Raw genomic sequence first — 25,814 nt, 5'->3', positions numbered from 1 at the left:
TGCGCGGAGGCCCGAGAAGATTTTCTATTTATAGGAACCCGCAAACGTTTGTTCCGGTTATCGGCCGTATGGTATAATACAGGGACGATTTCATAGAATGCGAGAGAGCGGAAGGAGCCGGAGAATATGGCGGTTACATTTCTTGTCGGACGGGCCGGGAGCGGCAAGACGACAGCGATACGGGAGGCCATCTGCGCCGCGCTGAAGGAGGACCCGCTGGGCGCGCCGATCCTCCAGCTCGTGCCCGAGCAGGCCTCGTTCGGTGCGGAGCAGGGCCTCCTTGCGGCCTGCGGAGCGGGGGGAAGTCTGCGCGCGCATACGCTGAGCTTCCCGAGACTGGCCTACCGGGTCAAGCAGGAGCTGGGAGGCAGCGGAGCGGTGCCGATTACTTCCGAAGGGAAGAAGATGCTGATCTACAAAATCCTCGGCCGCCGCAAGAATGAGCTGAAGCTGTTCGGGGCGTCGGCGGACCGGCCGGGCTTCGTCGAGCGGCTGAGCGCGCTGCATGCCGAGCTGAAGCAGTGCTGCCTCCGGTCGGCCGATCTGGACGAGCTGCTGCCCCGTCTGCTGGAGAGCGCCGGAGACAGTCCGATACTGGCCGGCAAGCTGGCCGATCTCGGCATCGTGCTCGCCGATCTGGAGAAGGAAATGGAGAATCTGTATACCGACGACGAGGATCGGCTGGAAGAGCTGGCCGCCCAGATTCCCGCTTCGGGGCTGATTCGCGGAGCGGATATTTATCTGGACAGCTTCCGCGGCTTCACGGTTATGGAGTATACGGTGATCCGCCAGCTGATGCGGCATGCCCGGAATGTTACGGTGGCCCTCACGCTGGATCAGCCGTACCGCGGCGGAGCCAAGCCGCATGAGCTGGATCTGTTTCACCCCACCGCCGCCGCCTACGTCAAGCTCCGGGGAATGGCCGAGGAGCTTGGGGCCGACATCCGGGACCGTCTTCTGGATGAGGCTCCCCGGTTCGCCGCTTCGCCGGCGCTCCTGCACCTGGAGCGGGGCTTCGACCGCCGCCGGGTGTACCGGGGAGAACAGCCGGCAGGCGAATCGCTGACGATTCATGCTGCGGCCGGACGGCGGGCCGAGCTGGAAGGCGCGCTGCGCGAGATGATCCGGCTGGCGAGGGAGGAAGGCGCCGCCTTCTCCGAGATGGTCGTGCTTGTCCGCAATCTCGAAGATTACGGCGATCTGGCTCCCGCCCTGTTCCGGGATTACGGCGTCCCGTTCTTCATGGACCGCAAGGAGAGCGAGCTGCATCATCCGCTGGTGGAATTCATCCGGGGCGCGATGGATGTCGTCCGCCGCAACTGGAAGTACGAGGATGTGTTCCGCTGCATCAAGACCGATCTGCTGCTGCCGCCGGACGGAAGCCTGGGCCGCGCCGATCTGGACGCGCTGGAGAACTATGTGCTCGCCTGCGGCATCCACGGCTACCGCTGGACGGACAAGAAGGAATGGCGGGAGCTTCCGAGCCTGTCGCTGGAGAGCGCCCCGGTGAAGGATGCCGCTCTCGGAGACCTGATGGAGCGCTGCCGGAGCGCTGTGACGGGACCGCTGGAGCCGTTGGACAGAGCCGTCTCCCGGAAGGCGACGGCTTCGGAACTGTGCCGGGCCGTCTACCAGCTTCTCGAAGATGCCGAAGTAGCGCGCAAGCTGGATGCGATGAGCGCCCGCGCGCTGGAGCTCGGACAGCCGGAGGCGGCACGCGAGCACCGGCAGATCTGGGGAGCGGTCATGGACCTGCTGGATCAGATCGACGAGATGATGGGCCCGGAGAAGATGGATGTTGAACTGTTCGCCGGCATTCTGGAGACCGGCTTGGCCGAGCTTCGCATGGGGCTGGTGCCGCCTTCCCTCGACCAGGTGCTGGTCGGTTCCATGGACCGGACGCGGCTGGAAGGGATCAAATACGCCTTTCTGCTCGGCTTCAATGAGGGCGTGGTACCCGCGCTGTTCGAGGAAGACGGACTGCTGTCGGACAACGAACGGAATCTTCTGGAAGGGACCGGCGTGGAGCTGGGGCCGGTCACTTCGCGCCAAGTTCTGGACGAGCGCTTCCTGGTCTACAGCGCTCTGACGGTTGCTTCCGAGCGGCTGTGGATCAGCTATACCACCCTCGACAACGAAGGCAAGACCATGCTGCCGTCGGAGATCATCCGCCATCTTCGGCGGATGTATCCGGAACTCGGAGAGCATCTTCTGCCCGGCGTGCCGTCTTCTGCGCCGCCGGAGGAGCAGGCCGGATTCATCGCCGAGCCGGGCCAGACGCTTCGGATGCTGATTCTTCAGCTTCGGGAATGGAAGCAGGGAAGAGAACTGCCGGAAGTCTGGTGGGACGCCTACAACTGGTTCGCGGCGGAGGAAGCGTGGCAGCCCCGCCTGCAGGTGCTGGCGGGATCGCTCTTCTACCGCAACCGCGGTGTGCGGCTGCGGAGCGGCACCAGCCTGCGCCTGTACGGCGGGCGCACCCTGCGGGGCAGCGTGTCGCGGATGGAGCAGTTCGCCGCCTGCCCGTTCTCGCATTTTGCCTCCCACGGCCTGAGGCTGAAAGAACGGCAGATGTACAAGCTGAAGGCGCCGGACATCGGACAGCTGTTCCATGCGGCGCTGAGCGAAATGGCGAAAGAGCTGCGCGACCGGGGTCTGGGATGGGCCAGCCTGTCGCCGGATGAGTGCCTGCGCAGGGCGGGAGACACCGTAGACCGGCTCTCTCCGATGCTGCAGGGCCAAATCCTGCTCAGCACCAAACGCTACGGCTACATTACGCGGAAGCTGAAGTCGATCGTCGGCCGGGCTTCGGTCATTCTCGGCGAACACGCCCGCCGGGGCAGTTTTGAGCCGGCTTTTCTGGAGCTGGATTTCGGCCCGGGCAAGCCGCTGCCGCCGCTGCGCGTTCCGCTGCCGAACGGCTGTGTGCTGGAGGTGGCGGGCCGGATCGACCGCGTCGATACCGCCGAAGGGGAGCAGGGAATTCTGCTGCGGGTCATTGATTACAAGTCCAGCCAGAAAGACCTCAGGCTGCATGAAGTGTACTACGGGCTGGCCCTGCAGATGCTGACCTATCTGGACGTGCTCCTGACCCATGCCGAGGAATGGCTCGGGGAACCGGCCTATCCGGCGGGAACGCTGTACTTCCACGTTCATGATCCGCTGCTGACGTCGGCGAACGGCATGAGCCGGGAGGAGGCGGGGCGCGAGCTGCTGAAGCGCTTCAAGATGAAGGGCCTGCTGGTGGCCGACCGCGAGATCGTCTCGCTGATGGACAACAGCTTCGACAAGGGCCACTCCAGCGTCATTCCGGCCGCCGTCAAGAGCGACGGCAGCTTCTACAGCAGCTCGTCGGTCGCTTCCCCCGATCAGTGGGACCGGCTGCTGAAGAAGGTCCGGGGTACGATGACCGAGATCGGCACGCGCATTACGGACGGCGATGTAGCCATCACTCCGTACAAGATCGGGCAGGAGACCGCCTGCACGTTCTGCGCCTACCGTCCGGTCTGCCAGTTCGACGAAGCGGTGGAAGGCAACGGATACAACCGGCTGGGCAAGCCGGACAAGACCGAAATGTGGGAGATGCTGAGAGGAGAGGACGACAAGTGACCGGAGAAGAACGGACAGGACTTCCGCCCAAGCCGGAGGGCAGCTACTGGAGCGACGACCAGTGGCGCGCCATCAGCGAGAGCGGAGACGATATTCTGGTCGCAGCCGCGGCCGGGTCGGGCAAGACGGCGGTGCTGGTCGAGCGGATTATCCGCAGAATCAGCGATCCCGAGGCCGGCTTCAGCGTCGATCGGCTGCTCGTCGCCACCTTCACCAAGGCAGCCGCCTCGGAGATGCGCCAGCGCATCCGCGAAGCGCTGGAGCGCGAGCTGGATGCAGCGCCGGAGAACGAGCATCTGCGGCGGCAGCTGGCGCTGCTGGGAAGAGCGTCGATTACGACGCTCCATTCTTTCTGCCTTGAGGTCATCCGCCGGTATTATCAGATGATCCCCCTCGATCCCGGTTTCCGGATTCTCAGCGAGCATGAAGCCGAGCTGATGCGCCAGGAGCTGCTGGAGGAGCTGTTCGAGGACAAATACGGCGAGAGCGGCGAAGACGGACTCTTCGTGCGCATGGCGGACTGGTTCAGCGGAGAGCGCAGCGACGACGCCGTGCTGGCGCTGGTCCAGCGTCTGCGCGATTTCGCCCGCAGCCACCCGTGGCCGGACGAATGGCTGCGCGAGACCGCCGCCGCCTTCGAGGCGGAGAGCGAAGAGAAGCTTGGCGAGACGCTCTGGGTGCGCAGCCTGCTGGATGAAGCGGCGCTGACGCTGGAAGGCGCCGAGAGCAGGCTCCGCCGCGGCCTTGAACTCTGCCGCGAGCCCGAGGGCCCCGCTCCTTATGCCGAGAATCTGGAGGCTGACCTGGACATTGTCTGCGGCCTGCTGGATGCCGTGCGCTCCGGCCGCTGGGAAGAGCTGCACGGCCGCTTCCGGTCCGCGGCGTTCGGGAAGCTGAAGCCGTGCCGGAAGGATGCGGCCGATCCCGTTCTGCAAGAGAAGGTCAAGACGCTCCGCGATGAAGCCAAGAAGGCGCTGGCCGATCTTCAGGGATCGCTGTTCGGCCGTCCGCCGGGCGATTTCCTGCGGGAAATGCGCGAAGCGGCTCCGATCATGCGGGAGCTGGCCGAGACGGTCATCGAATTCGAATCCCGCTTCCGGGCGGCCAAGGCTGCGCGCGGATTGGTCGACTTCAGCGATCTGGAGCATTACTGCCTGAAGATACTGCGCCACCCCGATTCCCGCCCCGGAGACCCGCAGCCTTCGGATGCGGCGCTGGAATACCGGCAACGGTTCGATGAAGTGCTGCTGGACGAGTATCAGGATACGAACAGCGTCCAGGAGGAGATTGTGCGGCTGATTGCCCGCGAGACGCCGGGCAACCGGTTCATGGTCGGAGACATGAAGCAGAGCATCTACCGGTTCCGGCTGGCGGAGCCGGGCCTGTTCCTCGATAAATACCGGAGCTACTCCAGCGGAGTTCGTACAGAAGCGGATGCGGAAGGCGGCGCGGGCGGAATCGTCATTGACCTGTCCCGCAACTTCCGCAGCCGGCCGGAGGTCGTGAACGCGGCCAACGGCATTTTCCGGCGGATCATGCGCGAGAAGGTGGCCGAGATTGATTACGACGATCGGGCCGAGCTCGTGTACGGCGCAAGCTTCCCGGGAGCGGATGCGCGCACGGCGGAGACGGCGTTCGCGCCGGAGCTGCTGCTGATCGACCGCGGCTCATCCGCGCGAAGCGTCCCCGCCGCCGAGGAAGAAGGAGCGGAGAACGCCGAGAGCGAACTGGCCGAGAGCGAGACGGCGCAGCTGGAAGCGCGCGCCATCGCCCGCCGGATTGCCGGAATCGTCGGCGCTTCGGGCGCCGCTCCGATGCAGATTTACGACAAGGCGATGAAGGGAATGCGCCCGGCCGTCTACGGAGACATCGTTATTCTGCTGCGCTCGGCAAGCGTCTGGGCGCCGCTGATGATGGAAGAGCTGCGGCAGGCCGGCATACCGGCCTACGGAGACAGCAGCGCCGGGTATTTTCAGGCGACCGAGGTCGAAGTGATGCTCTCGCTGCTCAAGACGATCGACAATCCGCAGCAGGATATTCCGCTGGCCGGTACGCTGCGCTCGCCGATCGTCGGCTTGACCGAGGAGGAGCTGGCGCTGGTCCGGCTTCAGGCCAGAGGCAGCTTCTACGAAGCGATGCTGGCCGCGGCCGGGACTGACGGCGCATGGAGTCCGGGGGCGGGTCTGGCCGCGGTGCCTGCCGGCGATGCGCAGCGTGTCTCCGGTCCTTATGCGGCTCCGCTGTCCGAGAGCGCGGCGGAGACCGCCGCAAGCAGCGAGGTGGGAAGCGGGACGGCCGCTAAGCCGTCTCTCCAAGAGGAGAACCCGGCGTTCTCCTCCCCGGCAGAGGAGGAGCCGCCGGCTCCGGTGCCGGACGAACTGCGGCGCAAGCTCCTGTGGTTCCTGGACCGGCTCGCTTCCTGGAGGGACGAGGCGCGCCAGGGCTCGCTGAGCGGGCTGATCTGGCGGGTCTACGGCGAGAGCGGTTATCTGGAATGGGTCGGCGGACTGCCCGGCGGCGTCCAGCGCCAGAGCAACCTCAAGACGCTGTATGACCGGGCGGTGCAGTTCGAGCGGGACACGGCTTCGCGCGGACTGTTCCGGTTCCTCGTGTTCATCGAGCGCCTGCGTGACAACGGCCGCGACCTGGGCGCTGCGGGCGGCAGCGCGGAGGAAGGCGAAGGCGTGCGCATTATGACCATCCACAAGAGCAAGGGGCTGGAGTTTCCCGTTGTTTTTCTGGCCGGCATGTCCAAAATGTTCAACCGTCAGGACCTCCACGCCTCCTTCCTCATGCACAAGGAGCTCGGCTTCGGTCCGAGATTCATGGAGCGGGAGACCCGCGTCGCCTATCCGACGCTGCCTTACCTGGCAATCTCCCGCCGTTCCAGAATGGAACTGCTGGCGGAAGAGATGCGGGTGCTGTACGTCGGCCTGACGCGTCCCCGCGACAAAATGATTCTGGTCGGCACGCTCCGCGATCTCGCCTCTTCGGCGGGGAACTGGCTGGCGGCCGCCGGAGGCGGGTCCGTCGCCGACCATGTGCTGGCCCGGGCGCGCAGCTACATGGACTGGCTCGGACCGGCGCTCATTACCCATCCGGGCGCAGCGATTCTTCGTAAAATCGCCGGAGGCGAAGCCGTCGCCCTGACGGACGACGGCGCCGGCTGGAGCGTCGGCGTTCTGCCCGCCGCGGAACTTGCGGTCGGCTTCGCGCCGCCCGCCCGCGGCGAGGACGCCGCCGAGCGGGAGGCCGTTCTGGAAGCGCTGAGCCAGGGCCGGCCGATTCCGGCTTACGGCAGCGGAAGCGCAGAAGCAGCCTCGCGGCTGGGCTGGGTATATCCGTACAAGGAAGCGTCCGCTCTTCCGGCGAAGACGTCCGTGACGGAGCTGAAATCGCTCCTGACGCTCCAGAACGAACCTTCTTACGACCTGCTCGGGGAAGACGGCGTCACAGAGGGCGACGGCAGCGGATTCACGCCGCCCGGCGCAGGTGCGGGCGCGGAGGAACCGGCGCGCGCAGGAACCTCTACGCCCGATCAGCTGCATCTTCGGCGGCCGAAGTTCATGGAAGCGCGCGGAATATCACCGGCAGAGCGGGGTACGGCGTACCATACGGTCATGCAGCATATGCCGCTGGACGGACCGGCCGACAGCGCAGCCGTCGAGGCGGTGCTGGAGTATCTGCAGGAGAGCGGGATTCTGACCAAAGAGCAGCGGTCGTCGGTAGAACCCGGCGATATCGCCGGGTTCTGCGGCTCTCCGATCGGGGAGCGGCTGCGGGCTGCCGAGTGGAAGCGGCGGGAGCTGCCGTTCAGCTACACGGTTCCGGCTTCCGAGGCGTACCGGAACGCAGGGGCGCTCGGCCGGGCTGCCGAAGAGCTGGAACGCTCCGGCGCGAAGGTCCGAGGCCGCGTGCTGATCCAGGGGGTCATCGACTGTCTCTTCCGGGAGAACGGCCGGCTGATTCTGCTGGACTACAAGACGGACGCCGTACTGCCGCACAAGGGTGGAATCGACGCCCTGCGGGAGAAATACCGGGTCCAGCTAACCCTGTACGCGAAGGCGCTGGGCGATATTCTCGGAGAGGAGATCGCCGAATCCTGGCTCTATTTCTTTGACAACGGCGAGGCGGTCCGGCTCTAGAGCCGGGCCTTGCGCCGCTTACTATACGCCCGGGCGGGCGGGAATGAGGAATGTTATGCGGATTTTGCACACGGGCGACTGGCACTTCGGACGCACGCTGGAGGGGAGAAGCCGGCAGGCGGAGCAGGAAGCGTTCGTTGACGAGCTGGTGGCCATTGCCGACGACGAGAAGATTGATCTGGTGCTGATGGCGGGAGATGTCTACGACTCCGTCAACCCTCCGGCGGCGGCGGAGCAGTTATTCTATGAAGCGGCGGCCAGACTTACCGCCGGCGGACGTCCCCTGGTCGTCATATCGGGCAACCATGACCATCCGGAACGGGTAGCTTCGGTATCGCCGCTGGTCTCCGGCCAGGGCATCCATTTGGTGGGGATGCCGGCGGCCAGTCCGTTGACGGTCGGGATTTCGCGTACCGGAGAGCTTGCGAAGATTGCCGCGCTTCCGTATCCCTCCGAAGCCCGGCTCGGCGAACTGCTGGCCGAGGACAACGAGGAGACCGGCCTGCGGCTTGCCTACAGCGCCAGGGTCGGGATGCTGATGAAGACGCTGGCCCGCGAGTTCACGCCGCAGACCGTTAATCTGGCGATGAGCCATATTTATGTGCTGGGCGGGGTCGAGTCGGATTCCGAACGGCCGATCCAGGTCGGCGGCGCCTATACCGTGGATCCCTCCGCGCTGGACTGCGGGGCCCAGTATACGGCTCTGGGCCACCTGCACCGGGCGCAGCGGGTCAAGGGGAACGGCCACATCCGCTACAGCGGTTCGCCGCTTGCATACAGCTTCTCGGAGGCGGGCCAGGCCAAGTCGGTGACCGTGCTGGATGCGGCTCCCGGCGGAGAGGCGCTGATCCGGGAAGTCTATTTGAGCTGCGGCCGTCCGCTGGTAGAGTGGGACGTGGCCGGCGGACTCGACGAAGTGTACCGCCGGCTGGACGAAGGCATGGACGCCGGGGCGTTCATCGACCTGCGCATCCGTCTTGACGAGGCGCTGTCGCTGGGCGACATTCAGCGGCTCCGCCGGGCCCATGACGGCATCGTTCACATTCGGCCGGTCTACCCCGAGATGGAGCGCGAGATCGAAGCGTCGCTGCGCTCCCGTCTGCCTGTGCACGAACTCTTCCGCAAGTTCTACCAGCGGCAGACAGGCGGCGCGGAGCCCGACGAGGCGATGGTGGAGCTGTTCCTGCAGCTGGCCCAGGAGGAAGACGAACGGGAGGAGGAGGCCGAATGAAGCCGATTCATTTGAAACTGTCGGGGCTCCAGAGCTACCGGGAGCCGCAGGAGATTGATTTTGCCCATCTGTGCGAGACCGGGCTGTTCGGGATCTTCGGTCCGACGGGCAGCGGCAAGTCCAGCCTGCTGGATGCCATTACCCTGGCGATGTACGGCAAGGTGGAACGGGCGCCGGGCGGGACCCAGGGAATCATGAACCATTCGGAGGACCAGCTCGCGGTGTCCTTCACCTTCGAGCTGTCGGGCGCGGACGGGCCGCGCCGCTTCCGGGTGGAGCGGCGCTTCAAGCGGACAGGGGAGCAGACCGTCAGCAACACGGTCAGCCGGTTCGTCGAGGTGACGGACGGCGGCGACGTCGTAGTGGCGGACAAGCTGGCCGAGGTTACCCGCAGCGTAGAGGAACGGATCGGACTGAAGATGGATGACTTCACCCGCGCCGTCGTGCTGCCCCAGGGCAAGTTCGCGGAATTTCTGTCGCTGCGCGGAGCGGACCGCCGCCAGATGCTTCAGCGCCTGTTCCACTTGGAGCAGTACGGGGATGTGCTGTCCCTGAAGCTGAGCCGGCGGGTCAAGGAGAATGAGGCAGCGCTTCGCAGTCTCGAGGCCGAGCGCCAGGGACTCGGGAATGCCGGAGCCGAGGAGGTAGAGGCTTCCGAGCTGCGGCTCACGGAAGCGGTCCGGCATGCCGAAGACTGCCGCCGTAGATTGGCGGAGGCGCAGGAACGGTTCGAGCGCTTCGGCCGCATCCGGGAGCTTCAGGCCGAACGCGAAGAGCGGGAGCGCCGGCGTCAGGTATTGCTGGCCGCCGAGCCGGAGATCGCCCGCCTGGAGGCGGCGCTCGGCCGCAGCGACGAGGCCGGGAAGCTGGCTCCGGCGCTGCGGGCCTGGAAGGAGGCTTCGGTGGCTGCCGAAGCGAAGAAGGCCGCCGCCGAGGCCAAGGCTGCAAGAAGCGCCCGGGCCGAGGAGGCGGCGCGCCGGTCCGAAGCATCGGACCGGGAGGGCGCAGCGGCGCTGGAGCGCGAGGAGCCGGGTCTTAGGGAAGGCGCCGAGCGCTTCCGCCGGGCGCTGGAGCTGGAAGGCGAGCTGGGCGCCCGGCGCCGCGAGCTGGCCGACTGGAGCCGGCGCCGCGAGGAGACGGGCCGCCGCCTGGGCGGCCGGAAGGAGAGCCTGGAACGGGAGCAGGAGCTTGCGGCCAAAGGCCAGAAGCGCCAGGCCGAGCTGCAGGCGATGCTGCAGCCGCTCGAAGTCCGCTCCCGGGAGCGGCAGACGCTGCAGGAAGCGATGCAGCGTCTGCAAGCGCTGCGCTCCGCGGAGTCCCTGCGGGATGACGCGGAGCGGGAGCGCGCCGCCCGCGCCGCTGCGCTGGCGGCGGCGCAGCAGCGCCTGGCCGCCGCCTCGAAGACGGCGGCGGACCTTGCGGCGGCGCAGCGGAGCGCCGCCGGGGAGATCGCCCTGCATCTGGAAGCGATGCAGGAGCTGGCGCTGCGCGCCTCCGGCGCGGCCGAGGCGCTGGACCGGCGCGCAGCGGCGCTGGAGGACGCGCGCCGCAGCGGCGAGATTCACCGGCTGTCGCTCTCGCTCGCGCGCGAACTCGGGGAAGGCTGCCCGTGTCCGGTCTGCGGCAGCCTGAGCCACCCCGCCCCCGCCGCGCCGCAGGAAGACGGCGAAGACGGGGCGGAAGAAGCGTCCCGGGCGCTGGAGGAGACGCGCCTTCTCCAGCGCAGAGCGGCGGAGCTTGCCGCCGCCCTGCGCGCCCAGGCCGAGCAGGACCGCATCCTGCTGGCGCAGTCCTACAGCCTGCCTGCGGAAGAAGCGTTCCCGCCGGCGGCAGCCGCGGGCGAAGCGCCAGCCGGAAGCGAATCTGCGCGACGGAACGGCGCAGATGGGGACCAGGCGGCAGCGGTCGGGGGGGACCAAGCGGTACCGGCCGGGCTTGCGGCAGACGGGCCGGCTGCCGCAGCGATGCTGGAAGAGCTGGAGCGCGCCGCCGGGGAAGCCGGCAGCCGGTCCCGGGAGCTGCGGGCAGCCGGGACGCGCTGGAGCAGCGCCTGGCAGGCCGCCCGGCAGCTCGGGGAGAAGGAGACGGCCTCGGTGGAGGCCGAGCGAAGCTGGGCGGAGCAGACCGCGGGCAAAGCCGATGAGCTGAACCGCAGAGCGGCGGCTCTCCTGGAAGCATGGCGGCAAGAGCTTCCCGGGCTTGCGCCGGAAGACACCGAGGAAGCAAGCCGGGAGCTGCGGCGCAAGGACGAGCAGGCCGAGGATATCCGCGCCCGGCTGGAAGTCAGCGTCAAGTTCCTGGAGGACAAGACGATGCTGGTCCAGGGACTTCGGGAAGAGATTGCCGAGCTGGACAAACAGCTGGTCCAGTGCGAATCGGGCATACAGAGCCGGGGCGAACTGATCCGGGAGAAGGAAGAGCGGCTGTTCCAGTGGACCGAAGGCCGGCCGGCCGCAGGGCTGCTGGAGGCATGCGAGGAGCGCCTCAAGGGGCTGAGGGCGGCGGCCGAGCAGGCGCGGGCTCTGCACCGGCAGAACGCCGAGGCTGCGATGGCGCTTGCCCAGGAAGCCGCAATCGCCCGCCAAGCGTTCGAGTCGGCCAGGGAGCATGAGGAACAGGCGGCCGGTCGCTTCGGAGAGCTGCTGAGCGGTTCTCCGTTCGCTACGGCTGAAGAGGCGCTTGCGGCGGCGCTGAGCCCCGGAGAGCAGGAGCGGGGTCAGGCCCTGATCCGGGAGCACCGCGAAGGTCTGGCCCGGACGGAAGCGCAGCTTCGCCACATTGTGGAGAAGCTGAACGGCGAACGCATCGGGGAGCAGGAATGGGCAGACGCCAGGGACGGGCTGGACCAGGCCAAGACGGCGGATGAGGAAGCGCTACAGAGCCGGGCCAGAGCCGAGCGCGACCTGGAAGACCTGCGCCGGCGCCATGTGCGGTGGATGGAGCTGGAGGAACTGCGGGCGGCGGAAGAAGAGCAGCGCGGACGGCTCGGCAAGCTGCAGTCCTGTCTTCGGGGCAACGCCTTCGTTGAGTACATCGCCGAAGAGCAGCTGATGCAGGTCTGCCAGGCCGCCTCCCAGCGGCTGCGCTACCTGAGCAAGCAGCGCTATTCCCTGGAGGTGGACTCCGGCGGAGGGTTCGTGATTCGCGATGACGGCAACGGCGGGGTCAAGCGTCCGGTCTCCACGCTCTCGGGCGGAGAGACGTTCCTGACCTCGCTCTCGCTGGCCTTGGCGCTGTCGGCCCAGATCCAGCTTCGCGGGCAGTATCCGCTGCAGTTCTTCTTCCTGGACGAAGGCTTCGGGACGCTTGACCCGGAACTGCTGGATACCGTGATTACGTCGCTGGAACGGCTGCATAACGACAAGCTGTCGGTGGGCATTATCAGTCACGTTCCCGAGCTGCGCGCGCGCCTCGCCCGCAAGCTCATCGTCGTCCCGGCCGAGCCGGGCGGACAGGGGTCGCGAATCGTTTTGGAAAAAATGTAAAATAGCAAGCGGGGTGTGACAACGGTCACAGAGGCTGTGGCACCCCGCTGTTATAATACAGCTAAGCCGACATCTTCTTGAAACACCTCGGCGGACGTATGCGGGGGATGAACTCCCAAGTATACGTTCGCCGCCAGAGCAGCTCTCTGAGCTTGCGAAGGGTGTTTCTTTTTTTTGTCTTTTTGACTGTTCCGCATTTCTCCGCCGCTGATTCTGCGGCAGAAGCGGGCGCAAGGCTTCAGAACGGCAGGAATCGAAAGACCGGTCTGAACGGCGGCGGGCGATCCGTCCGGCTGTTCACCGGACCGCCGCTTCCAGGGATCAAGTCCAAGCAGGGACAACTGTTACTGATACAGCCTTGGAAGGCTGTCATCCGCAGGCTTCATCGGCCGCAGCCTCACGGTTTGCACAACTAGACTTATTCGGGGCCTGAATAGAGGTCCTCCGTCTTTCGCGAAAGAACATTTTCCTGTATGATGGAGGAACAGCGATTGCAGGAGCGACCGTGATCTTGATTCTGTAGGAGGAACGAGCCAGATGGAGACGATTTTCAGCAAAATCATCGAAGGTACCATTCCGAGCAATAAAGTATTCGAGAATGAGCGGATTCTCGCTTTTCACGATATCGAACCGGCGGCCCCTGTTCACGTGCTTATCATTCCCAAGAAGCCGATTCCGACGATGAACGATGTGACCGAGGAGGACCTCCCGCTGATCGCCGAGATTCACCAGGTTGCGCAGAAGCTCGCCGCCGAACTGGGGATTGCCGAGAGCGGGTACCGGTTGATTAACAACTGCGGCCCAGACAGCGGACAAGCCGTCTACCACCTGCATTATCATCTGCTCGGCGGAGCGAAGCTCGGTGCCCTGACCGGCATCTCGGCTTCCCATTCCTGAGCGGGAGAATAAAAACCTTCACTATAGGTTGACACCCTGTTTTGCAATGAACTATAATGAAATTTGATGAACCGTGTTATGCTCTTGGACGGTCTGGTCGGAGGGAGGGAAAACTGGTGTCTGAAACGAAAGTTCGCAAAAACGAGACAATTGATGCTGCACTTCGTCGCTTTAAACGTTCCATCGCAAAGGATGGTGTCTTGGCTGAGGTGAAGAAACGCAAGCATTATGAAAAGCCAAGCGTTAAGCGCAAGAAAAAGTCCGAGGCTGCTCGCAAGAGAAAGTTCTAGGAGGAAAAGAAGTAGCATGAATCTTAGCGAACGATTGAACGAAGATATGAAGCAAGCGATGAAGAGTAAGGACAAGTTCAGACTCTCCACCATTCGAATGGTTCGTTCGACGATAAAGAATCTTGAAATAGATTTGAAGAGAACATTAGACGACAGCGAAGTGCTTGATATCCTTAGTCGTGAGATCAAACAGCGCAAAGATGCCCTCCAGGAATTTGAGAAAGCGGGCCGCGACGAACTTGCCGCGAGCAATAAAGCAGAGATCGAGGTTATTCAGGAGTATCTTCCCCAGCAGCTTACCGAAGAAGAAATTAAGGCAATTGTACAGCAGACCATCCAGGAAACCGGTGCTTCTTCGAAAAGCGAAATGGGCAAGGTGATGAGCGCGCTGATGCCGAAAGTCAAGGGGCGCGCCGACGGTAAACTCGTGAACCAAGCGGTTCAGCAATTTCTGCAATAAGCAAAGCACCTTTAAGATTGACGAGAAGTCGCCACATGTGTGGCGGCTTTTCTTTATTTAAGCCGCATTTAGACGCAGTTCGGAATCTTTGGGGAGTATGGCGGGCATGATGGGATTGTCTCCCGGCCTTCCGGCCGATGAAACGCTTTCGTTATTCCTGCGTATGTAGCATTAGGGTGAATGTCGATCCGCAAGGGAATGGAGGAGAGAAACGTGACCTTTCAAAAAAGATGGCCGGCCGTCTGCCTGATGCTGGTGTGCCTGCTTATGCTGCTGGCCCTGCCCTCCGTCTCCGCTGCGTCTGGTTCCGGGGAAGCGAGGCCTTCCGTGAAGACGGATGTTGCGGGACAGGGCCCGGTGTACGTCATACCGGTGGATCAGCCGATTGAACGGGGGCTGCAGGCGTTTCTGGAGCGGGGGTTCAAGGAAGCCCGGAAGTATGAGGCGTCTCTGATCGTCCTGACGATTGACACGCCGGGAGGCCTGGTAGCAAGCGCCGAAGAGATCGGGGCCCTGATCCGCGACAGCAGGATTCCCGTCCTGGCCTACATCGAAGGCGATGCGGCTTCTGCGGGAAGCTATCTCGCTCTGAACGCGGATGCCATTGTCATGAAGCCGGGAAGCATGATGGGATCGGCGTCGCTGGTGGACGGGTCGGGAAGAGCCATTGAAGACGCCAAGCTGATCTCCTTCTGGAAAGCCAAAATGACAGGCGCAGCTCTGTTGAATCAGCGCGATCCCGACATTGCCGCCGGAATGACCGACCGCAATCTTGTCTTTGACAAGCCGGAGATCGGCTTGAAGAAAGAGAAGGGAGAGATCACCGCCTTGTCGCCGGAGCAGGCGCTGAAGGCAGGCTACGCCGATTCGATTGAGCCGTCAGTGAAGGAAGCGGCGGACTGGATGGGGTACGGCGGGCATGATATGATTCAGGTGAAGCATACCGGAGCGGAGAAGCTGTCGACCTTTCTGACGAATCCGATCGTGATGACGATCCTGCTGTTCCTCGGAATTGCCGGAGTTGTGATCGAGCTGCTTGTCCCGGGGTTCGGTGTCTTTGGCATCGTCGGCATCGTCGCCTTTGTCCTGTATTTCTTCGGGAACTACGTGGCGGGGTTCGCAGGGGCCGAGACCTGGCTGCTGTTCATTGCCGGACTGGTGATGCTCGTACTGGAGATCTTTGTACCGAGCTTTGGCATTCTGGGTCTGCTTGGCTCGGCGTGTCTGATTGCCGGGGTGGTGCGGGCAGCGTTCAGCCTGGAGCATGCCTTGTTCTCGCTCGGCATCGCCTTCGGCGCGGCGGTCGTGGTCATTGCGATTGTGGTTATGGTATTTCGGGACCGGGGGATCTGGAACCGGTTCATCCTCAGCAGCAGCCTGACCCGGGAGGAAGGCTTCGTCCCGGTTGCCCCGCTGCCGGAGCTGTTGGGGGAGAGAGGCGTCAGTCTGACGCCGCTGCGTCCGGCCGGGACGGCGGAGATCGGCGGCCGCCGCTTCGACGTCATTACGGAGGGCGGATTTATCGCCGCCAGCGTGCCGGTGCAGGTTATTCGCGTAGAAGGCGGCAAGGTAGTCGTTCAAACAATTCAAGTTGAAGGGTAGGTAGTGGCATGGATGCATCTTTGGTCACCATTCTGCTGATCGCGGTCGTTGCGGTCATCGTACTGAGCGTGTTTTTCAGTTTCTTCCCGTTTATGCTCTGGATTTCGGCCCTGGCCTCGGGCGTGCGCATCAGCATCATCACGCTGGTCGCGATGCGGCTGCGGCGCGTCACGCCAAGCCGGATCGTCAACCCGATGATCAAGGCCACCAAGGCGGGGCTTGGCCTCAATATCAACCAGCTGGAGAGTCACTATCTGGCGGGCGGTAACGTCGACCGGGTAGTCAATGCCCTGATTGCGGCCCAGCGCGCGGATATTCCGCTGGAATTCACCCGCGCCGCCGCGATTGATCTGGCCGGGCGCGATGTGCTCCAGGCCGTTCAAATGAGCGTTAACCCGCGCGTGATCGAGACTCCGACCGTTGCGGCCGTCGCCAAGGACGGCATCGAGGTCAAGGTCAAGGCCCGCGTTACGGTGCGGGCGAACATCGACCGGCTCGTCGGGGGCGCCGGCGAAGAGACGATTATCGCCCGTGTCGGCGAGGGGATTGTAACGACAGTCGGCAGCAGCGGCTCGCACAAGGACGTGCTGGAGAATCCGGATTCCATTTCCCGGACCGTGCTGTCCAAGGGGCTGGATGCCGGGACGGCCTTTGAAATTCTGTCCATCGACATCGCGGACGTCGACGTCGGCAAGAACATCGGCGCTTATCTCCAGACCGAGCAGGCGGAAGCCGACAAGCGGATCGCCCAGGCGAAGGCGGAAGAGCGCCGGGCGATGGCCGTTGCCCAGGAGCAGGAGATGAAAGCCCGCGTCGTCGAAATGAAGGCGCTGGTCGTGGAATCCGAATCCCAGGTGCCGCTGGCAATGGCCGAAGCGCTGCGCGGCGGCCAGCTCGGCGTGATGGATTATATGAATCTGAAGAACATTGAAGCCGATACGCAGATGCGCGGTTCGCTGGGCAAAACAAGCGATGCCGAAGGGCCGGACGCGCCGAAGAGCGGCAAATAAGACCGTCCATCGGCGGCAGAAGAGGTGATTCCCCGTGAGCATAGTGTATGTGGTGGCGGTCATTGCGTTTGCGCTGCTGTCGAGTCTCGGCAAGGGCTCCCGCCGAAAAGGCAGTCCGCCGGGCCGGGGAGGCATGCCTCCGTTCGGCCAGGGCAGAGGAGAGTCCCGTCCCGCCCCGGACCGGCGGCGGGATGACAGTCCGGTTCCCCGCGCGCAGCAGGCGCGGGAGCCGGGGTCCCGCCCCGCCGGGGGGAGCGGGTTCCCGGGTCCGCCCGGAACCCGGGCGGACCGTCCGGCGCCGGCCGGGCAGCGGCCGGCGGAAGAACGCGGCGCGTCGCCGTTCGCGCCGCCCCCGCCTTCGCCCGATTACGAGACGGGCGAAGGGATATCGCAGGAGCAGCCGGACACGAGCCTGGACGACCGCATCCGGTCGATGCAGCGCGAGCTGGACCGCATGCATGCGGCCTTTGACCAGATCGAGACGACGGCTCCGGGCAATGCCCGTTCCGGGCAGACCGCCCGGAACCGCCCTGTCCGCAGCGGAGCCAAGGCCGAGGAGGCGGAGCGTACCGAGCGGCTCCGCCAAGGGCTTATCTGGGCGGAGATCCTCGGTCCGCCCCGGGCCCGCCGGCCGCACGGAAGCCGGCCTCCCCGTTAAGCGCGCAGCCGGCTGCGCTGCTGTCCGGCCGCTGGCCGGCAATCCTTGGCCGCGTCCGTCAAGCGGCCTTTTCCCTGCAAAGCAAGAGTGTCCCCCAAGCGGCCTTACCGGCCGTGACGGGGACACTCTTTTTTTGTCATGCCGGAATCTCCCCGCTCTCATAAAGCGCCTTTCTTCCGCATAAGGTTAGAAGTACAGGAAGGGGGAGTCTCTACCTATGACCCGGATTGGCCGCAGACTACGGGGCTTGACCGGCGGGATGCTGGATCTGCCGCAGGATTTGGTGCATGATCTGCCTCGCCTTACCCTGATCGGTAACCGGCAGCTGCATATCGAGAACCACCGCGGCGTGCTGGATTTTTCCCCCGGCCGGCTGAAGCTGGCGCTGAAGAACGGAGTATTGGAAATCCAAGGCGAAGGACTCGAGATTGCCTCGATCATCGGCGGAGACATGGCCGTGGAGGGGATCATTGGCGAGATCAGCTATAAAGAAAGCGGGGATGGCCTATGAAGCAACCGCCGGCATCGAAGCTGCGCGGGACGGTTAGAGTCCGGATTACCGGCGAACGGCCCGAACGGCTGCTCAATGCGCTGACGGAGGCGGGCATTGTGGTCTGGGAAGTTCGGACTGGGGAGGACGGGGTGTCGCTGAAGCTGCTGCTGGGCGACTTTTACCGGCTGCGTCCGTTCGTGCGGGGGACAGGCTGCCGGGTCAGGATAACGAAGCGGGACGGCTTGCCGTTCCGGCTGGCGCGCCTGTGGAAGCGCAAGTTTTTTGCGGCCGGGGTGGTGCTCTTTGCGGTGCTGCTGTTTCTCTTGTGTTCGCTCGTCTGGAGCATCCGCGTGGAAGGGAACCAGCGGCTGGCCCGCGAGGACATCCTGGATGCGGCCCGCCGCGAGGGGCTCTCGGCGTTTCAGTGGATCTGGCGGCTGGAGGAGCCGGACAAGCTGTCGAAGAAGCTCGCAAGCCGGCTTCCTGGCGTCTCCTGGGTCGGGATTCAGCGCAGCGGGACCGTGATTACGATTCAGGTGGTTGAGGCCGATCTGCCTCCCGAGAAGCCGCTCAGCAGTCCGCGCCATCTGGTCAGCCGCAGCGACGCCGTGGTGACGGATGTGTTTGCCGAGCAGGGCCGGCCGGTTGTCTCCCGCCATGCCCGCGTGAAGAAGGGCCAGATTCTCATCTCCGGCACGCTCGGAGACGAGGAGAACAGTCAGAGCGTCGTGGCCAAAGGCACGGTCAAAGGGCTCGTCTGGCACGAGTACGAGATTGCCGTGCCGCTGACCCGCACCCGGGACGCCTACACCGGAGGGCGCAAAGACCGGACTTATCTCGTGCTGGGCAACTGGGCGGTGCAGCTCTGGGGCTATGGCCGGGAGCCGTATGCGAAGTCCCGTACACTGTCCCAGATGGACCCGCTGACCTGGCGGGGGATCGAGCTTCCTGTCGGTGTAATGACCGAGAAGGAGATGGAGGTCGGCCAGACTTCCGAGACCGTAACCGCGGCGGAGGCGAAGCGGGAAGGACTGACCGCGGCGATGGCCGATATTGCGGCCCGCTACGGCACGGACAGCGTCATTCGGAGTCAAAAAATTTTGCATGAGAAGAAAGAGAATGGTAAAGTTTATATGAAAGTGCTTTTTGAAGTGGAAGAGGTTATCTCTCAGGAGCTACCGATAGTATACAACCAAGGAGAATGAGGCTATTTGGCAGAGCAGAGTGCAAGCGTACGGATATCATTGCAGAATGCGGGCGAAGCGCTGGCGCTCTTCGGTCCGCAGGACGGGTTTCTGAAGCTGGTTGAACAGGAAATTCCCGCCGTGGTCGATTCCCGCGAAGCGGAAATCACAATCCGCGGAGGCAGCCGCGAGGTGGATATGCTGGATCAGCTCTTCCAGGTGCTGCTGACACTGATTCGCAGCGGGTATATTCTGACCGAGCGGGACGTTCAGTATGCGGTCGAGCTGGCGAAAGATTTCAAGGCCGATCAACTGCTGGATCTATTCAAAGGCGAGATTACGACGACTTACCGGGGCAAGCCGATCCGCGTCAAGACCATCGGACAGAAGCACTACGTAACTACAATCAAGAAACGCGATATTGTCTTCGGCATCGGGCCGGCGGGTACAGGCAAGACGTATCTGGCCGTTGTTCTGGCTGTAGCCGCTCTCAAGGAGGGCACGGCCAAGCGGATTATTCTGACCCGTCCGGCGGTGGAAGCCGGCGAGAGTCTCGGGTTCCTTCCGGGCGATCTTCAGGAGAAGGTAGACCCTTATCTGCGGCCTTTGTATGATGCTCTGTATGATGTCATGGGGCCGGATCAGGTATCCAAGGCGCTGGAGCGCGGGCTGATCGAGATCGCTCCGCTGGCCTACATGCGCGGGCGCACGCTGGACGACTCCTTCATCATTTTAGACGAGGCCCAGAACACCACGCCGGAGCAGATGAAGATGTTCCTTACGCGTCTGGGCTTCGGGTCGAAGATGGTCATCACGGGCGACGTTACCCAGATTGACCTGCCGCGGGGCAAGAAATCGGGTCTTATCGAAGCCAATACGATCTTGTCGTCCGTTGAAGAAATCGGCTTTGTCTATTTTGCGGAGCAGGATGTGGTTCGTCACTCCCTTGTCCAAAAAATCATCGTTGCCTATGAACGTTCAGCCGAAAACCTTGAATAAAGGGGATTGTCTTCATGCCTTCGCCACAGCCCGGTAAATTCAGCGGATTCAAATACAACAACAACGGATGGAAGTATAGCGCGGCAACGCGCTATGCTTTGTTTTTTCTGCTGGGTCTGATGTTCTACTTCAGCATGTCGCCGGACCTGCTGCCGAAACGCTACGATATCAAGGAGGGCGCGCTGAGCGCCAAGGAAATTACGGCGCCTGTCCAGATTCAGGACAAGAAGGCGACGCTGAAAGCGCAGGAAGAAGCGGCCGAGAGCGTTCAGCCGAAGTATCAGATTATTCCGCTTCGGGCGGAGAATCTGATTACGTCGCTGCTGGACCGGATCGACCGGCTCAATCAGGATGATTCGATCTCCCAGAGCGACAAGACGGCCATCTACCGGGAGGAGATTCCGAAGCGGGCCAGCGATTTCATTCTGAATTTTGTGGCCTCCAGCCGTTCGGCGGGTTCGTACTCCGATCATCTTCTGCAGGAGATGCAGACGAAGATCAAGGAACAGACCTATACGATTCCTGAAGAGACGTATATCAAGATTCCCCGGCTGACTTCCCAGGATATCATCGAGATGAAGCCGGTGGCCCGGGATATTGTCAGCAAGCTGATGAACGACCAGATTGTCGATGCCGATGCCGCGCGGGCCAAAGTCGCCGAGCAGGTCAGCATCAGTTCGCTGTCGCAGCGGACGGCCCGGGAAGTCGTGCAGGAGCTGGCCCGGCTGGCTATTACGGCCAATAAGTTCTACGATGAGGACGCGACGAAGGAAGCGGAAGTGAAAGCCCGGGAGAACACGCCGCCGGTATACATCGAGCAGGGGGATGTGCTGGTCGCCAAGGGCGAGAAGATCACGCCCGAGCTGTACAAGCTGCTGGACGAGAACGGTCTGCTCAACAATGAGGTCAACTACTGGCCGGAGCTCGGTCTGTTCCTTCTGTCGGCTATTCTCGCCGTCGGTCTGCTGATGTATATCCGCCATCTGGACTATAAAGGATTTAAATACAACAACGCCCAGCTGCTCATGCTGCTGCTGGTCTTCTTCATCACCATCGTTTCGCTTCGGATTATTGCGGTGCTTCAGAGCGACGCCCGCCATTTCATCGGCTACCTGGCTCCCGTCTCCGTAGGGGCGCTGCTGGTTGCGCTGCTGCTCGATGTGTCGCTGGCCTATTTCTGTTCCACGCTGTTCGCCCTGATCGCCAGCATTGTCCTGAACGTTCAGCAGAACACGGTGTTTGATTTCAACTACGGTTTCTTTGCACTCGTCACTTCTTATGTGGCCGTGTTCGCGACGCACCGGGCAGGCCAACGGTCTACGGTGCTGAAAGGCGGCATTCTCGCAAGCCTGACCGGTGCACTGACGGTGTTCGCGCTCTTCCTTCTGGGCAACTCGGCCTGGAAAGAGATGGATACCTTGTACGCAGTAGGCTTTGCCTTGACGGGCGGGCTCCTGACCTCGGTACTGGTCATCGGACTGATGCCTTTCTTCGAGACGACGTTCGGCATTCTGTCGGCGCTTAAGCTGGTGGAGCTCTCCAATCCGAATCATCCGCTCCTGCGCAAGCTTCTTACAGAGACGCCGGGAACGTATCACCACAGCGTGATGGTCGGCAATCTGTCGGAAGCGGCGGCGGAAGCCATCGGGGCGGACGGGCTGCTCTGCCGGGTCGGCTCCTATTATCACGACATCGGCAAGACGAAGCGTCCGTTCTACTTCATCGAGAATCAGAACAATATGGAGAATCCGCATGATTCGATCGACCCTTCTCTCAGCAAGTCGATCATTGTCGCCCACGCCCGCGACGGCGTGGAGATGCTGAGAGAGTACAAGCTGCCCAAGCCGATTCGCGATATCGCGGAGCAGCATCACGGCACAACATTCCTGCACTATTTCTATCATAAAGCGCTCCGTCAGGCGGAAGAGAAAGGGCTGGCGCCGGATTTCACCGAGGACGACTTCCGTTATCCCGGACCGAAGGCTCAGTCCAAGGAAGCCGCGGTCATCGGAATTGCGGACAGTGTGGAAGCAGCGGTCCGCTCGCTCCGCAGCCCGACCGTGGGGCAGGTAGAGACCATGATCGAGAGGATTATCAAGAGCCGGCTGGACGATCATCAGTTCGATGAATGCGACCTGACGCTGCGCGAGCTGGACATTATCGCCAAGACGCTGAAAGAGACGGTTATGGGAATCTTCCATTCCCGGATCGAGTATCCGGAGGAAGCCAAGAAGCCCAAAAAAGAAGAGGGGGCGGCTGAAGCATGAGCCTGGAGCTGGTATGGAACAATGAACAAAATGAAATGGAGATTGGCGAAGAGCTGATTGCCCTGCTCGAACAAATTTTGCAGAAGGCCGCCGAAATGGAAGGCGTGGACAGCGGAGAGCTGGATCTTACCTTCGTTGACAATGAGCGGATTCATGAACTGAACCGGGAGTACCGGGGGATCGACCGTCCGACGGATGTACTGTCTTTTGCTATGAACGAATCGGGAGAAGGCGAACCGGATATCGTATATGAGGTGGATGAGAACGGCGAAGACGGCGACATTCCGGAGCTGCTGGGGGATGTCATTATCTCCGTAACGCGCGCCCGGGAGCAGGCGGAAGAATACGGGCATTCGCTGGAGCGGGAGCTGGGCTTTCTCTTCGTCCACGGCTTCCTGCATGTGATGGGCTACGACCACGGGACGGAAGCGGAAGAAGCGGTCATGATGGGCAAGCAGGAGCAGGTGCTGTCCCAGGTGGGGCTGACGCGCTGATGCCCAAGCCGGAGGCGACCGGAATCAAGCGGTTTCTGCATTCTTTCCGCTATGCCGCGCAGGGCATTGTCCAGGCGTACCGTTCGGAGCAGAATATGAGGGTCCATAGCGTCGTTGCGGTTGTGGTCCTGGCTGCGGCCGCCTTCTTCCGGGTGCCGGGCCGGGACGTCATGCTGCTGCTGCTGGCCGTTACGCTGGTGCTGTCCGCAGAGCTTCTCAATACGGCGATCGAGGCGGCAGTCGATCTTGCGTCGCCGGAGATTCACCCGCTTGCCAAGGCTGCCAAGGATACCGCCGCCGGCGCTGTGCTCCTGACGGCGCTGTTCGCTGTCGCAGCGGGGATTTATGTCTTCTACCGTCCGGTGATAGACTGGATTGCAGGGATTGTGTCATAATCGGGAGTACGACTCATTGAAGTCATTTAAGCGAATCAGGAGGAATGACCCATGGATTCCACGACACTGCTACAGGAAGCGATCAAAGCCCGGGCCAAGGCCTACATTCCATACTCGCGCTTCGGCGTTGGCGCCGCGCTGCTGGGGCGGGACGGACAGGTCTACCACGGCTGCAACATCGAGAATGCGGCCTACAGCGCCGGCAACTGCGCGGAACGAAGCGCGCTCTTCAGCGCAATCTCCCAGGGACTGGCGCCGGGTTCCTTCAAGGCGCTGGCGGTGGTCGGCGATACGGATCAGCCGATTACGCCCTGCGGCGTCTGCCGCCAGGTGATGCTGGAGCTCTGCGACCCTGACATGCCGGTGTATCTCGGGAACATGAAGGGCGATATCCGGGAGACGACGATTCGCGATCTCCTTCCGGGCGCCTTTGGACCGGATGAGCTTCGGCAGGGACAGAAGGACGCCTGACTTCATCTTTGATTCTCCAACCCCCTCCTTAATATGGCGGGGGTTGTTTGTTGCGAGGCCGTTCCGGAGGCGGATTGACGTGCTGCCGTCTGCATTGAATCGGTCTGTTCCGTCTGGTATGATGGTTGGACAAGTGCAGGGCTCACAGGCAAGGCATTGACGAGGAGGAAGAAATTGATGGCATTTAAATCCGGTTTTGTCGCCATTATCGGCAGACCGAATGTCGGGAAGTCAACGCTGATGAACCAGGTGATCGGTCAGAAGATCGCGATCATGTCGGACAAGCCGCAGACGACCCGCAATAAAATTCACGGCGTCTACACGAAGGACCAATCGCAGATTGTATTCCTGGACACGCCGGGCATTCACAAACGCCAGTCCAGGCTTGGCGACTATATGAATCAGACGGCGATGAGCACGCTGAACGAGGTGGAAGCGGTGCTGTTCCTGATCGACGCCGCCGACGGACTCGGCGGAGGCGACCGCTATATCGCCGAGCAGCTCAAGGGGCTGAAGACCCCGGTCATTCTGGTGATGAACAAGATCGACAAGCTGGAGCCGGAAGCCTTGCTGCCGCTCATTACCGAGTACAGCAAGCTGCATCCGTTCGCCGAGGTGGTTCCGATCTCTGCCAAGGCGGGAAGCAATGTCGATACTCTCCTGAAGCAGCTCCAGAAGTATTTGCCGGAAGGCCCGCAATATTACCCGGAAGACCAGGTAACCGATCATCCCGAACAGTTTGTAATCGCCGAGCTCATCCGCGAGAAGATTCTGCACCTGACCCGGGAAGAGGTTCCGCATTCCATTGCCGTCGCCATTGAAGATATGCGCGTGGAGAACAACGGCGTCGTTCATATCGGCGCGGTGATTTTTGTCGAACGGGACTCCCAGAAAGGCATTATCATCGGCAAGCAGGGGGCCATGCTGAAAGAGGTCGGACGGCGGGCGCGCACGGATATCGAGAACCTGCTCGGCTCGAAGATCTACCTGGAATTATGGGTGAAAGTGAAAAAAGACTGGCGCAACCAGGAACGCGTCCTGCGCGACCTGGGCTTCCACAAAGACGTATAAGCGGCCCCGCCGCTTCCTTGGCCGCTGGCAGGATTTGCACGGATAGATCCGGTCCCTTCGTTCCATCCTAAGTCAAAGAGACATCGCGTTTGGCGAAGGGGGATGAATACGATGCGAGATTTTTCGTGGAAGTATTTTGCAAAGACCGGTGATGTCGAATCTTACTTGCTGTACCGGCAGGCGGCCGAAGCCGCCGGCGCGGCAGCGGAAGAACCGGCGGAGGAGGAACCGATCGTCTATGATGAAGAAGCCCGGTAGGGACCGGTTGCCGGCCCAGTGGCTGGAGGAAGAGATGTGCTACACCGAGTGGAAGGGATCGTCCTCCGCAGCATGGACTACGGAGAAGGGAATGCGATCATTACGCTTTGTACCGAGAACGCGGGCAAGATAGGCGTGCTGGTCCGAGGGGCGAAGAAGGCGAAGAGCCGGCATTCGGCCCTCATTCAGCCGTTCACGCTGGGACAATACGTATTCTTCCGCGGCAACAGCGGGCTTGGAACGCTGAATGCGGGCGAGATCATCGTATCCCACCACGGGCTGCGCGAGGATCTCACCAAAGCGGCTTACGCTTCCTATGCCTGCGAACTGCTGGACCGTGTGCTTCATGAAGAGGAGAGCGGACCGTTCTGGTTCCGGCAGCTCTCCGCCTGTCTGACGGCGCTTGACGAAGACAAGGAACCCGATATTATTCTTAATGTCTACGAGATGAAAATCCTTCAGGCCGCCGGCTACGGCCCGGAACTGGAGAACTGCGTGCTCTGCGGCGCGCAGGAGAAGGATGAAGACGTGCGCATCAGCGCGGGGCTCGGGGGAATGCTCTGCCGCCGCTGCCGGCATAACGACCCTGCCGCCCCGGCTGTCTCGCCGAAGGCGCTCAAGCTGCTTCGTCTGTTCGCGAAGCTGGATCTGACCCGGCTCGGAAGCGTGGACGTGAAGAAGGAGACGCGGGATGAGCTGAAGGCCATTATGCGGTCCTTCATGGATGTCCAGCTGGGGCTGAAGCTGAAATCGAGAAACTTCCTCGACCAGCTCGACAAATACGGGGTTTGACGG

The 25,814-nt window shown here is 62.7% G+C and carries 20 protein-coding genes; all 20 read left to right on the top strand.

The genetic code is table 11. The features are described from left to right. The first annotated feature begins 126 nt into the window (after positions 1 to 126). Positions 127 to 3,609, top strand: coding sequence for a helicase-exonuclease AddAB subunit AddB (addB, locus tag RBI05_RS04860; protein ID WP_310550280.1), 3,483 nt, complete (start codon positions 127 to 129; stop codon positions 3,607 to 3,609). Beyond that, positions 3,606 to 7,754, top strand: a complete 4,149-nt coding sequence (addA, locus tag RBI05_RS04855; RefSeq protein WP_310550279.1) for a helicase-exonuclease AddAB subunit AddA — start codon at positions 3,606 to 3,608, stop codon at positions 7,752 to 7,754. Before addB ends, addA begins: the two co-directional genes overlap by 4 nt. A 55-nt stretch (positions 7,755 to 7,809) precedes the next feature. Further along, positions 7,810 to 8,985, top strand: coding sequence for an exonuclease SbcCD subunit D (locus RBI05_RS04850; RefSeq protein ID WP_310550302.1), 1,176 nt, complete (start codon positions 7,810 to 7,812; stop codon positions 8,983 to 8,985). After that, on the top strand, positions 8,982 to 12,470 hold the full coding sequence (locus RBI05_RS04845; RefSeq protein WP_310550278.1) for an AAA family ATPase: 3,489 nt from the start codon (positions 8,982 to 8,984) through the stop codon (positions 12,468 to 12,470). The genes RBI05_RS04850 and RBI05_RS04845 overlap by 4 nt, the downstream gene beginning before the upstream one ends. Positions 12,471 to 13,007: 537 nt before the next feature. Next, a complete protein-coding gene (locus RBI05_RS04840) occupies positions 13,008 to 13,367 on the top strand; it encodes a histidine triad nucleotide-binding protein (protein WP_150456945.1) in 360 nt (119 codons plus the stop codon). Between the two features lie 116 nt (positions 13,368 to 13,483). Then, a complete protein-coding gene (gene rpsU / locus RBI05_RS04835) occupies positions 13,484 to 13,657 on the top strand; it encodes a 30S ribosomal protein S21 (RefSeq protein ID WP_005547957.1) in 174 nt (57 codons plus the stop codon). Positions 13,658 to 13,673: 16 nt separating this feature from the next. Further along, the gene (locus RBI05_RS04830) at positions 13,674 to 14,117 is read left to right on the top strand and encodes a GatB/YqeY domain-containing protein (protein WP_150456944.1); all 444 of its coding nucleotides are present in this window, start codon (positions 13,674 to 13,676) and stop codon (positions 14,115 to 14,117) included. Between the two features lie 198 nt (positions 14,118 to 14,315). Beyond that, positions 14,316 to 15,719 (top strand): NfeD family protein, encoded by a 1,404-nt coding sequence (locus RBI05_RS04825; RefSeq protein ID WP_408638306.1) that lies wholly within the window; start codon positions 14,316 to 14,318, stop codon positions 15,717 to 15,719. A gap of 8 nt (positions 15,720 to 15,727) precedes the next feature. After that, positions 15,728 to 16,729 carry a flotillin-like protein FloA gene (floA, locus tag RBI05_RS04820; protein WP_150456943.1) on the top strand — a complete coding sequence of 334 codons (1,002 nt, stop codon included), beginning with the start codon at positions 15,728 to 15,730 and terminating at the stop codon, positions 16,727 to 16,729. A 34-nt stretch (positions 16,730 to 16,763) separates the two neighbouring features. Further along, on the top strand, positions 16,764 to 17,387 hold the full coding sequence (locus RBI05_RS04815; protein ID WP_310550276.1) for a hypothetical protein: 624 nt from the start codon (positions 16,764 to 16,766) through the stop codon (positions 17,385 to 17,387). Positions 17,388 to 17,604: 217 nt separating this feature from the next. After that, the gene (gene yqfC, locus RBI05_RS04810) at positions 17,605 to 17,898 is read left to right on the top strand and encodes a sporulation protein YqfC (protein ID WP_150456941.1); all 294 of its coding nucleotides are present in this window, start codon (positions 17,605 to 17,607) and stop codon (positions 17,896 to 17,898) included. Then, a complete protein-coding gene (gene yqfD, locus RBI05_RS04805; protein ID WP_310550275.1) occupies positions 17,895 to 19,085 on the top strand; it encodes a sporulation protein YqfD in 1,191 nt (396 codons plus the stop codon). The genes yqfC and yqfD overlap by 4 nt, the downstream gene beginning before the upstream one ends. 6 nt (positions 19,086 to 19,091) lie before the next feature. Continuing rightward, the gene (locus tag RBI05_RS04800; protein WP_150456939.1) at positions 19,092 to 20,063 is read left to right on the top strand and encodes a PhoH family protein; all 972 of its coding nucleotides are present in this window, start codon (positions 19,092 to 19,094) and stop codon (positions 20,061 to 20,063) included. 14 nt (positions 20,064 to 20,077) lie between these two features. Then, complete coding sequence (locus tag RBI05_RS04795; protein ID WP_150456938.1) at positions 20,078 to 22,330, top strand: HD family phosphohydrolase; 2,253 nt, start codon at positions 20,078 to 20,080, stop codon at positions 22,328 to 22,330. Then, a complete protein-coding gene (gene ybeY / locus RBI05_RS04790; RefSeq protein ID WP_150456937.1) occupies positions 22,327 to 22,824 on the top strand; it encodes an rRNA maturation RNase YbeY in 498 nt (165 codons plus the stop codon). The genes RBI05_RS04795 and ybeY overlap by 4 nt, the downstream gene beginning before the upstream one ends. Beyond that, positions 22,824 to 23,219, top strand: coding sequence for a diacylglycerol kinase (locus tag RBI05_RS04785; protein ID WP_223879763.1), 396 nt, complete (start codon positions 22,824 to 22,826; stop codon positions 23,217 to 23,219). The genes ybeY and RBI05_RS04785 overlap by 1 nt, the downstream gene beginning before the upstream one ends. Before the next feature lie 51 nt (positions 23,220 to 23,270). Next, the gene (locus RBI05_RS04780; protein WP_150456936.1) at positions 23,271 to 23,690 is read left to right on the top strand and encodes a cytidine deaminase; all 420 of its coding nucleotides are present in this window, start codon (positions 23,271 to 23,273) and stop codon (positions 23,688 to 23,690) included. 177 nt (positions 23,691 to 23,867) lie between these two features. Continuing rightward, positions 23,868 to 24,761, top strand: coding sequence for a GTPase Era (era, locus tag RBI05_RS04775; protein WP_150456935.1), 894 nt, complete (start codon positions 23,868 to 23,870; stop codon positions 24,759 to 24,761). 111 nt (positions 24,762 to 24,872) lie between these two features. After that, the gene (locus tag RBI05_RS04770; protein ID WP_150456934.1) at positions 24,873 to 25,019 is read left to right on the top strand and encodes a YqzL family protein; all 147 of its coding nucleotides are present in this window, start codon (positions 24,873 to 24,875) and stop codon (positions 25,017 to 25,019) included. Positions 25,020 to 25,055: 36 nt separating this feature from the next. Further along, a complete protein-coding gene (gene recO / locus RBI05_RS04765; RefSeq protein ID WP_150456933.1) occupies positions 25,056 to 25,811 on the top strand; it encodes a DNA repair protein RecO in 756 nt (251 codons plus the stop codon). The last annotated feature ends 3 nt before the right edge of the window (positions 25,812 to 25,814 follow it).

It is taken from the genome of Paenibacillus glufosinatiresistens (assembly GCF_031470375.1).
GTDB lineage: Bacteria > Bacillota > Bacilli > Paenibacillales > Paenibacillaceae > Paenibacillus_AQ > Paenibacillus_AQ glufosinatiresistens.
Note: the sequence above shows the minus strand (reverse complement) of the source record. Positions and strands in the feature narration are given on the sequence as shown.